This is a genomic window from Paraburkholderia sp. BR14312, from assembly GCF_040948675.1.
Taxonomy (GTDB): domain Bacteria; phylum Pseudomonadota; class Gammaproteobacteria; order Burkholderiales; family Burkholderiaceae; genus Paraburkholderia; species Paraburkholderia nodosa_A.
The window spans coordinates 17,327-27,544 of record NZ_JBFPKI010000029.1; the positions used below are offsets into that span (position 1 = coordinate 17,327).

Annotated in this window: 10 protein-coding genes; 6 read left to right on the forward strand and 4 right to left on the reverse strand. The window is 56.9% G+C overall.

All coding sequences use genetic code 11. The annotated features are described in order from the left end of the window. Window positions 1-16: 16 nt before the first annotated feature. Genes AB3X98_RS40770 through ehuB form a run of 3 tightly spaced genes read right to left on the reverse strand, consistent with a single transcriptional unit; the run spans window position 17 to window position 2,241 of the window. A complete protein-coding gene (locus AB3X98_RS40770) occupies window positions 17-679 on the reverse strand; it encodes an amino acid ABC transporter permease (RefSeq protein ID WP_069268822.1) in 663 nt (220 codons plus the stop codon). Then, window positions 676-1,326: an amino acid ABC transporter permease gene (locus AB3X98_RS40775; RefSeq protein WP_069268823.1), complete on the reverse strand. Its 651-nt coding sequence runs from the start codon at window positions 1,324-1,326 to the stop codon at window positions 676-678. Before AB3X98_RS40775 ends, AB3X98_RS40770 begins: the two co-directional genes overlap by 4 nt. Window positions 1,327-1,356: 30 nt before the next feature. Further along, window positions 1,357-2,241, reverse strand: a complete 885-nt coding sequence (ehuB, locus tag AB3X98_RS40780; RefSeq protein ID WP_069268824.1) for an ectoine/hydroxyectoine ABC transporter substrate-binding protein EhuB — start codon at window positions 2,239-2,241, stop codon at window positions 1,357-1,359. A 164-nt stretch (window positions 2,242-2,405) separates the two neighbouring features. Here ehuB and AB3X98_RS40785 point away from each other — a divergent pair, with 164 nt between their 5' ends. The 6 genes from AB3X98_RS40785 (at window position 2,406) to AB3X98_RS40810 (ending at window position 9,239) form a co-directional block, all read left to right on the forward strand. Then, window positions 2,406-3,092 carry a GntR family transcriptional regulator gene (locus AB3X98_RS40785; protein WP_342925247.1) on the forward strand — a complete coding sequence of 229 codons (687 nt, stop codon included), beginning with the start codon at window positions 2,406-2,408 and terminating at the stop codon, window positions 3,090-3,092. A gap of 2 nt (window positions 3,093-3,094) precedes the next feature. After that, entirely contained in the window at window positions 3,095-4,291 is a 1,197-nt protein-coding gene (locus AB3X98_RS40790; protein ID WP_368607028.1) for a M24 family metallopeptidase, read from the forward strand. A gap of 91 nt (window positions 4,292-4,382) precedes the next feature. After that, complete coding sequence (locus AB3X98_RS40795) at window positions 4,383-5,348, forward strand: succinylglutamate desuccinylase/aspartoacylase family protein (protein ID WP_342925245.1); 966 nt, start codon at window positions 4,383-4,385, stop codon at window positions 5,346-5,348. Beyond that, complete coding sequence (locus AB3X98_RS40800; protein WP_069268828.1) at window positions 5,348-6,526, forward strand: pyridoxal-phosphate dependent enzyme; 1,179 nt, start codon at window positions 5,348-5,350, stop codon at window positions 6,524-6,526. Before AB3X98_RS40795 ends, AB3X98_RS40800 begins: the two co-directional genes overlap by 1 nt. A 21-nt stretch (window positions 6,527-6,547) precedes the next feature. Next, entirely contained in the window at window positions 6,548-8,011 is a 1,464-nt protein-coding gene (locus AB3X98_RS40805) for an MmgE/PrpD family protein (RefSeq protein ID WP_069268829.1), read from the forward strand. Between the two features lie 526 nt (window positions 8,012-8,537). Further along, window positions 8,538-9,239 carry a GntR family transcriptional regulator gene (locus AB3X98_RS40810; protein ID WP_342925243.1) on the forward strand — a complete coding sequence of 234 codons (702 nt, stop codon included), beginning with the start codon at window positions 8,538-8,540 and terminating at the stop codon, window positions 9,237-9,239. 245 nt (window positions 9,240-9,484) lie between these two features. Here the strand turns inward: AB3X98_RS40810 and AB3X98_RS40815 are convergent, their stop codons facing one another. Beyond that, window positions 9,485-9,916, reverse strand: a complete 432-nt coding sequence (locus AB3X98_RS40815; RefSeq protein ID WP_368607029.1) for a hypothetical protein — start codon at window positions 9,914-9,916, stop codon at window positions 9,485-9,487. Window positions 9,917-10,218 lie beyond the last annotated feature (302 nt).

The window sequence follows — 10,218 nt, forward strand, 5'->3', positions numbered from 1 at the left end:
ATAGACTGCTGTCGGCTTATCGTTGAGGAGCGCCAATCCCAAGGTGGCGCTCGACCTTTCCGACCAATACGACCGCGATCAGGGCTAGTGCCAGAAAGAGCACACCAGCAACAAGCATCGGCTCAGCGTAACGGTAGGTTTCGGAAGCCACGTCCATTGCGCTGCCTAGCATTTCGGGAACCGCGATCACCGCCAGGTATGGCGTAGACTTCAGGATCGCAATGGCATACGCACCCAGAGGCGCGGCCACGTTTCGCAACATCTGCGGAGCGATAACGAAGGCCGTGGTGTCCCACCAAGTGAGCCCGAGGCTTTTCGCACCCTCGCTCTGGCCAACCGGAACGGCGTCGATGCCGGCCTTGAACACTTCGGCCATATATCCGGAGTAGTAAAAACTAAGTCCGAATACACCGATGAATAACGCGGGCAAGACGATTCCGTAAGAAGGGAGAACGAAAAACAGGAAATAAATCTGAACAAGTGCCGGAGTAGACCTGATCGCATCGATGATGAATTGAACCATCGGACGCACAACGGCATTGGAACGGCGCAGCATTTCCCAGACGAAACCGAGCGCCAGCGCACCCACGAAGCTCAGGATCGCAACGAGGATCGTATTCCCGACACCTTCCAGGACTTGCGGCACGATTCGCAACGCAAAATCAAAATCGAAGTTCATGACCGCCCTCGCCGGCTCCCGTGCGATGTCTCAAGATATCGCCCAAAAATAGTCACTGGATAACATAGAATCAGATAGGATAACAAAAGACTCGAATAAATTAACAACGGGTTATAGCTCAACTCCGAGATCTCCTTGGCACGGAACGTCATGTCAGACAACGTAATAAGAGATACCAATGCGGTTCCCTTGATCAGTTGAATAAGATCGTTGATGAACGTCGGAATCATGGCTCTGATTGCCTGCGGCAACTCGACAAGACAAAGCGCTTCAAAACGATTCAACCCCAAGGCCAAGCCTGCCTCGCATTGTCCGCGAGGCAGTGCTTGCAAGGCGGCGCGGACCGACTGACTGCTATATGCACCCGAGTTCAGTCCGAGCACGAGTGCGCCAACCGTGATCCCGGAAAGATGAATTCCAAAAGCGGGAAGCGTATAGTAGAACGCATAGAGCAGCACAATAACAGGCGAGCTTCGCCACAGCTCGATGATGAATGTAATTGCTTTGCGCGGAGTGCCAGTCGCGAAGTTCTGCAATATTCCAGCGACCAGCGCAAACGGCACCGCATACAGGAGTCCGAGTAGAGTGACCGCCGCGGTGATACCGAACCCCTTGTATATTCCGATAATGACGTCAGGAAAGTTCATGCGATCGCTCCTCAGATTGACAAATCCCGATCATCGATAATCCGCGCCACACACCGCTTTCGCCGTTACGTCAGTTGGCGCCATCTCGGTTTCCCCGAATCCATATTTTTCGAAGACTTTCTTGATCGAACCATCGGCCTTCATTTTTGCTAGCCCCGCGTTATACAGGTCACGCAGTTTCGAATCCTCCGTCCGGAATGCGATTGCCGCGTAATTGGCAACCTGCTGCCCATTCTTTACCAACCCGGTAAAGGGCGTCGCGCGCTCGAGCCGGTTGCCGACGTTTGGATCCTTGAGCGTACTGATTACAGTTGAAGCCGATTCGGTGTCGGCGTCAATGCGACCGGCCAGAATGGCTCCGACCGAAGACTCGACGTCTTTAAGCAGAAGAATCCGATCCTTGGGGATTCCGGCAGCGATCGCATGCTCGACAGCAGAACTTCCCCGTCCGCCGCCAAACCGAATCGCTGGGTTCTTTGCAACGTCCGCATAACTATGGATATTGAGAGGATTCCCTTTCTTCACCAGAAGCGCATCGCCGATAGCCAAATCCGGATTGCTGAAAATTACCTGTTTGCAGCGCGTCGGGGTAATTGCCAAGCCCGAAGCTACGGCATCGATCCGCTTGGAGAGCAGGCTCGGAATCAGCGCGTCGAAGTCGACGACGACAAAGTTGATTTTCTTGACACCCACCTGACCGAGAACGGCCCGGATCATGTCAGGACCGACGCCAGAAACGCTGCCATCGGCGTTTCGGTATCCCCACGGCACCTGATTGTGAATTCCTACCGTGATTTCCCCACCGTGGATCGCCTGGCTATCGCTTGACTGCGCCTGGGCGATGCTGCCGCCAATCAGCGTGCTCGCCGCAGCAAGAACAAGCGCCAGCCGTTTACTCCAGACCTGGATCGTCATAACTGTCTCCTTTCCTTTTGTTGGTGCGTTGAGTATACTTGGCATACCAGGCATGTCAAGCAACGATCTTCGACGGTGCGCTCGTGTTTACCCGAGTAGCGAAACTGGAAGGTCGATCTAAAGCCGCTTGAATAAACAGACCAATACTGGAGACAACTTTGTCCTTGTACGAGACAGTGCGCGACGAACTTCTCAAGCGGGTCAGGAATGGCATATACGCGAGCGACATGCCGATTCCGTCCACCGCCATGTTGAGTAAAGAATTCAATGTCAGCGTGATTACCGTGAAGCGGGCGCTGCGTGACTTGCAGGCCGCTGGCGTGCTGGTCACGATTCGCGGCAAGGGCGCCTACGTGAAGAAACAGCAGCGAATCCTGCGTCAACTCGATATGCGCATGTCGTCCCTGCATGGGGCCGACATCAGCTTGATCTCGGTGACGCGGGAAAAGATCGGTGATCCGTCCATGGCCACGCTTGCGGCCCCCGACCATACAATGCTCTGCGTCAGGAAAGTCATTTCATCGGACGGCTCACCACTTCTCTATGACGCCAGCTACCTCTCGGCGAACGTAGAAGACGAGATCATCGACGAGTTCGGCAGCAGCTTTATCGTCGACGCGCTGAAGCGCCGCGACATCCGGCTCGTCAAGACACAGATCGTTGTGGAAGCCTTTCCTGCTTCCGATCGCGCGGCCGAGATATTTGGGGTTCCGAACGGATATCCGATGCTGCGTCGCATTTACAAGATGATTACCACCGACGCGAATTTGACGATCTATGGCGTTGTTCAAGCTCCGTTTGATCGCCTCGCCTGTTCCATTGACTTTCCGTCTCATGACATGGAGATCTAAAGATGACTGCACTTCAACTCGACATTCCTGTCGTCTTCCGTGCGCCGGCTCCCCCGGTTCCCGAAAACGAACTCCGCCAGCGATTGACCAACATCCGCCGGGAAATGGCAAAAGCCGGGATCGACGTTATTGTTTTGACCGACAAGAAAAACGTTGACTATTTCACGGACTACCAGGAACTCTCTTGGGATCATAAAGCACGCCCGATCTTCGCTGCCATTTCATCCCAAGACTTCGCACTCTTCGGCAGCCTTGGCGAAGCAACAACGATCCAGCTCAGAGATCGAATTTTCGAGCCGGTCTACTACAAAGGCTATCTTGACGAAGCTGTCACCGCTGTTTCGGACTGGCTAGAGGGCAAGACGACCGGGAGCGGTGTCCATATTGCAGTGGACTATGGTCAAGACATGTTCGGACGTGGTTCGTTGGGATTGATCGACGCGCTCAGTTCGATCGATGCGAGCGGTCGCGTCAAAAGTGCAGCCGATGTGATCTGGAAAGTCAGGCTGGTCAAGTCCAGATTCGAAGCCGATCTCAATCGAACCGCATATGAGATCGTCAATACGGCATTCGACCAGACGATCAAGCACGCCTATGTTGGCATGACGGAGTACGAACTTTATTACCTCATGCAGGCACAGATCTATCTGAACGGCGCCGAAAGTGCCGATCCGATTGCGATGCTCTTTTCCAGCGGCGATTTCGCCTACGCTCGCACGGCGAAGGATCGGAAGCTCGAAGTAGGTCATTACGTATGGACCGATTTTCGCGCTACGTATGGTGGGTATCCGGCCGATCGCAATCGGATCGCTCGTGCCGGTGACCCCAAGGATTGGGAACTCGAGACCTACACGGCGGTGAGATTGCTGACGCTGGATGTTGTCAACCATATCCGCCCCGGAATCACGTGTTCCGAGGTGTACCAACACTTCGACGCACTGTGGCGCGACGCCGCATTGGGGTCGGTGTACGGCGCCGTATCGCGCATCGGTCATGGTGGTGGCCTCGACGTAACCGAGCCGCCGTCGCTGTCGAGGGCCGACACGACGGTCATCGAGCCAGGGATGATTCTGCACATCGAACCGAAACTTGAGCGCGATGGCGCTGTGTTTCAGTTCGAGGAAGTGGTCTTCGTCACCGAGTCCGGCATCGAGTTCCTGTGCCCACCCTCGCCAGAAACCCTTCCCGTGATTCGATAAACATCCGATCTCTCATAGGTTTCACATGTCAGGCTCTACACGAATCTGGTCGACGATCGACTACGAAAAGAACGGCAAGCAAGTCGATTGCTTGCGGCTGCCGATTTCCACCGACACGTCCGCGTATGGCTGGATTCCGATTCCGGTCGTCTGCGTGAAAAATGGCGACGGTCCGACTGCGGTACTGCTCGCGGGAACGCATGGCGACGAGTACGAAGGCCAGATCGGCCTTATGCGCATCGCGAGGCAGTTAGTCCACGACAATCTGCACGGACGCGTGATCATTCTTCCGTCACTCAACTTTCCGGCGGTCAAGGCGGGGCGAAGGGTTTCACCCATTGACGGAGGCAACCTCAATCGCGTCTATCCCGGGCGCGCGCACGGTACCGCCACCGAAATGATCGCGCACTATGTCTGCGAAGTGCTTCTGCCGATGGCCGATCTCGTCGTTGATCTCCACTCGGGCGGCCGCTCGCTCGACTATATGCCGTGTGCACTCGTCCGTAGCGCAAATACGGAAGCGGAAATCGAACGCCTGCACGACCTGCTGCGTGTATTCGGCGTGCCGCTTGCGGAATTTACCGACGGCGCCGGTGGCGGCGGCAATACCACACTGCCTGCTGCAGCTGCCCAATTCGGGGTGCCGGTCATCACGGCGGAGCTGGGCGGCGGTACCACGCTTCGAGGAAACGGCTGTACGCTGGCCGAAGAGGGCTCGCTCAGACTTCTCAAGCATCTTGGCATCCTGTCGTCATGCGACGTGCCCGATCCCGCGCAAGTCACGTTGATGAGTTGCGAGAGCATGGACCTGTTCGTGTATGCCGAATACGACGGGTTGTTCGAGCCCATGGCACAGCTCGGCGAGCGAGTCGAAGAAGGTCAGCTTGCCGGGCTCCTGCATTCGATCGACCGACCGCATGATCCGCCCGTCGAAATCTACTTCCGCCGTGCGGGACTGGTCGTTTGCAAGCGGCATCCGGCATTGGCGAGCCGCGGCGATTGTCTTTTCGGACTTTTGGAGGACGCGGCCACGTCATACCTCCCGGGAGCGAACTGATGAGCCGACTCAATCCCAACGTTTCCGGCATGAAGTGTATCCAGTGCGGGCTAGTACACGCGCTGGACGACTATTTCGAAGGTTGCCCGTCGTGCCAAAGGGCGGGCACACCGGCGAGCGTCGCACCGCATTACACCGCTTTTCCGGCGGACCTGAATACCGAAAACATCACGGACTGGCTGTCGTATCGCGGTGCTACGGGACTGGGAGAAGGCAACACGCCGCTATCGGCGCTGCCCCGGCTCGCCGTCGCACTGGGCATCGATGCATTGCATACAAAAAATGAATTCTGCAATCCAACCGGCTCCCACAAGGACAGGATGGGTGCAATCGTTGTCCAGCGAGCGATCGACGTCGGCGCGACGACCGTCGCGGTTGCATCGAGCGGCAATGCCGGGGTTTCGACGGCAGCCTATGCCGCCCGAGCCGGTATCGAATGTGTGGTCGTGACGACACCGGAAATCAGCCCGAACTGGCGCAGAGCAATCGAAATGCATGGCGCGCGAATCATCGCGACCAAAAATCCAGACGATCGCTGGGCCCTCATCGCCCAGCGTGTGCGGCAGGGCGAATGGTATCCGGTCACAAATTCGATCATGCCGCCCGTCGGGAGCAATCCGTTTGGCGTCGACGGTTATCGCGCAATCGCATTCGAACTCTACCTGCAATTTTCGGCGCGTCCGCCGACGGACATCATCGTTCCGACCGCACGCGGTGACGTGCTCTGGGGTATTGCGAAAGGCTACCGGGACCTTCGCGACTCGGGTCTGGTGCACTCCATTCCAAAGGTTCACGCTGTCGAACCATTCCCACGAATCAGTCTAGCGCAACAGGGGCATGGCATGGTTTGCAGCGACTATTCGGGGGACACGGTCATGGAGTCAATCGGAGGCGATACCGTTACTCGCCAGACTTTACTGGCGCTCGATTCGACTGACGGTGTGGGTGTCGCGGTCCGCGATGAACAGGTCATCGCAGACCAGCTTGTACTCGCGCGTGAGGGACTGTACCTCGAGCGCTCGAGTGTCGCCTCGCTCACGGGACTGCGCAGATTGATAGATCACGGGCAGATTGGACAGAACGCTCGCGTCGTCATGGTGGCCACTTCGCATGGCTACAAGGAGCAGCCCGAATTCGGCGATTCGCTATCCGCGATCAACGTTTCTCGCGAAGCATAATTCTAGACATAGAGGGCACGAATGATAAACGAAGAGGACTGCACTGCGTCGGCTGACGCGCAATCCGCGTCGTCACACCGGGACCATATCCTGTTTCCGAACAATCCAGTCCATGCACACGCCGGGCTGTTAGCGCGCTTTCTCACGGATCTCAGCTACGAGCGCATTCCCGAAGACGTCGTCCATAAGGCAAAACTGCTGACGCTGGACACGATCGGATGCATTGTTGCCGGAACGGACACGGTGCTCGGCCGCAAGATCCTGGCCAGCTACGGGAGCACCAAACAACAAGATGGCTGCACCGTTTTGGGAACCTCATTGCGTATGCCGCCATCGCTGGCTGGCAAGGTGAACGCGTGGTTGTCGGATGTTCTCGACTACGAGGACGTCGCGGTAGGCCATCCAAGTGCGACGGTCATACCTGCCGCGCTGGCGCTCAGCGAACATCTAAATACCCCACCAAAGCGGTTTCTCGCCGGTGTCGTCGCCGGTTATGAGGCAGGTCTCCGACTGCACGACGCCACGCAAGCCAGTCCCGAAGTGTATCTGCGATTCGCTGTATATCACGCATGGCACGGCCTGGCTGCCGGAGCCGCCGCCATGGTCGTCGCTGGCGGCTCGGAAGAGCAGTTCCGCTCTGCGCTAGGCCACGCCGCGGCCAATACCTGTCTGCCTCTGTGGTACGTCCAGTATGGACAGCCTGCGCATGCACTCAAGGCGAACTATGGCCAGATGGCCCTAGCGGGAATCGAGGCCGCACTCTGCGCACGTCACGACATCATCGGCCCCTTCGCGATGCTTAGTGACCCCCACAGAGGTTTCGCTAGCATCATTGGATCCGATCGATTCAATGCCAGCCTGCTTTCTGCTGATCTCGCCCACAATTGGCGAACGAGAGAATCGTCCTTTAAAGCATTTCCATGCTGCGCATTTCTCCATACGACCATCGAAGCAATTTCAAATCTGGCCGAACAGCACTCGATTGACCACAAAGATATACGCAGCATTCAGATTCGGACGATTTCAAGAATATCGGAATGGTTCTCCGACAGGCGACCGCCTTCCGATATCAATGCCCAATTGTCCGTCCAGTATGTATCTGCAATGGCGGCGCTCTCCCTCCAAGCGGGACGAGAATGGTATGAACCATCCTTGATGGCAAGCGAGGACGTTCTTGAATTGATGGAAAAGATCGACGTCGAAGTCGATCCGGTCGCTGAGGAAGCATTCTGGAAGATCGATCAGCATATGTCGTCCGTGACCATCATGCTATCAGACGGTCGTTTGCTCGAGACGTCAGTGAAATGGCCACTGGGTCACTGGCGCCGTCCGTTCGAGGATGCAGACGTGGAAGAGAAGTTTCTGCGCAACCTCCGAGGAACCGCCTTGGTGTCGAAAGGCGCGGAAATCTTCGAACAAGGAATGGACATGGAAAACCATGGCTCGATGCGCGAGTTCATTGAGTTATTGCGCATTGCAGATTGATGATGATCGCGAAGCAGCGGCAGTAGGACCCTTGGCGTCCGACGTAACGATCCCGATCGGCCAGCTCGTGATCTTCAGTGCGAGATCGGCAAACTTGAGTGCGCTCGTGATGTTGCTATCCCGGTGTTCTCGTAGAGGCTCAGTCGCGACGCCCGCGTTACGACCCCGGGGGCCGTTATGCCGTTTGGGGTCAGCTCCCCAAGCCATGGATGCCGGTCGCTGCGCCATATCGCCCTATTTTCAGTTGGCGGTTACACCGAAATGATACCTAGTATATTTTGCGAGGCGCATGAGCTTCAAGGTGAGACCTGAACCGTCGTTGATGTCGGTGCGCCGATTGTTTAGCGCCTTCCCGACATCCGACAGTTCGTCACAGGACGCCTGGGCTGTTTCGATGTAAAGCGGTGCGCCGGATGCTGCCCGTTGTCCGCAAAACGTTCCGTAAATGCTTGGGATACTAGGCATCCATGGACGCCCGGGCTATAGTCCCGTTGGTCCCATCGACCTTTCGCGCCCGAGAGTCAACTTGATCAAGCCCCAATTACAACCCTCCCCGTCGCTGCATGAAACGGTACGCGAGGAACTCCGTCGACGCATCGCAGTCGGCACCTATTCTCCCGACGCCGCGATCCCGTCGACGGCCATGCTTAGTGAAGAATTCGGTGTTAGTTCGATTACGATAAAGCGTGCGCTACGCGACCTGCAAGCCGCAGGGACGCTCGTATCGATTCCCGGGAAAGGAACATACGTCAAACAACAAAAGCGGCTGTTGCATCAACTCGACGCGATGCAGCCGTCGTTTGACGATTCGAGCATACGTTCAGTATCGGTCACGAGAGAGAAAATATCCGATCCGACCTTGAGTACGATCGCCCTGCCCGACCACGTGATGCTCTGTGTCCGAAAAACGATCTGGATGGACGATGCGCCAGTCGTGTACGACACGACCTATCTTTCTCCGGATATCGGCGACGATATTGTGGACGAGTTCGGAGAGCGCTTCGTCGTCGACGCTCTGGCCAAGCACGCGATCCACGTCACCCGGACCTATCTGGTCATCGACGCGGCACCCGCCACCGCCGAAGTGGAAGAAATATTCGGCGTTCCCAATGGCTATCCCGTGCTGCGGCGGCTATATCGGATGATGACGAGCGAACCCGGAATTATCGTTTATGGCGTCCTCCAAGCGCCGTTTGACAGGCTCGCATGTACCGTGGACTTCCCTTGAATGCAGGCAGTCCTCTCGTCGGCCTAACTCAATTGCATCGGGGACTTCGGCGAGAAGCCTCCTTTACCCTGCCGCGACTCGATACATGCCCGCGCATACGCGAACGAAAGCAAAGCCTGCGCAACGGCACTGAGTCCCGACAAGGGGTAGCGACAAGGTAAGCACAATTTCCTATCATAGGCGTCCAAGTTATGATGCCTTGGTCAAATCGCCGAAAATTGGCATATATGCCGGGCCAACTGGGCTCAGAGTTCATCCCAGATTTGCGGATTCAGCAGGTCAGGCCAGGGAGGCCAAGACCTGGGTTGCCACAAATACCCCGCTTTTTGCAGCCGGGCAAGCCAGGCGCCCCGCTTGCCATGACTCGACATCATTTGCGCCAGACGACGCCGGAATACGGCATCCCGCCTGGCGTTTTCATACGCTTCGGCGAGATCCTGCAACTTCTGGAATGCCTGATCGTAGGCGCTGCCCGTCGTGCGTCGCAGTTGTGCATCGATGCTTGACCACGCCGTGTCTTCCTGTTCGAGAAGTGATGTGAGGTATCGTGTGCGTTCCTCACGACGGCGGGCCTCGGCCGCCTGGCGTGCGTCCTGCTCCCTTCTTTCACGGATGGCGCGATGAGAGGCAACCCTTGATTCGATCCCGGATATTCGACGGCGCCCGGGAAAATTCAATTGCTTTGCATTCCTACCCTTCTACCATTTGAGAAAAGCGTTTCGAAGCGTTCGCTCCGCTTCACGGCTGCGTCCCTGTAGCAGCATGCGCAGTTTCGCCCGCATTTCCTCAACCGGCAACTCACGTAACCAGGGATCAAAGCGACTGTCTTCGCTCCCGCTGGGATTCTGGGGCCAATAATGACGGGCTGGCCTCGGCGGCGGCGGCGAGCCAATCCGCATCCAGCATCAGAAACTCGGTCAGTGCTACCTGCGCGGGCGTCAACGCCTGTAATCCCGCAGGCACCGGCGGTTCGATTTCG

Bases quoted from the DNA above. Each gene is read 5' to 3' on its own strand.
- AB3X98_RS40790 (WP_368607028.1), top strand. From the start codon at position 3,095: ATGACTGCACTTCAACTCGACATTCCTGTCGTCTTCCGTGCGCCGGCT.
- AB3X98_RS40805 (WP_069268829.1), top strand. From the start codon at position 6,548: ATGATAAACGAAGAGGACTGCACTGCGTCGGCTGACGCGCAATCCGCG.
- AB3X98_RS40770 (WP_069268822.1), bottom strand. From the start codon at position 679: ATGAACTTCGATTTTGATTTTGCGTTGCGAATCGTGCCGCAAGTCCTG.
- ehuB (WP_069268824.1), bottom strand. From the start codon at position 2,241: ATGACGATCCAGGTCTGGAGTAAACGGCTGGCGCTTGTTCTTGCTGCG.
- AB3X98_RS40800 (WP_069268828.1), top strand. From the start codon at position 5,348: ATGAGCCGACTCAATCCCAACGTTTCCGGCATGAAGTGTATCCAGTGC.
- AB3X98_RS40775 (WP_069268823.1), bottom strand. From the start codon at position 1,326: ATGAACTTTCCTGACGTCATTATCGGAATATACAAGGGGTTCGGTATC.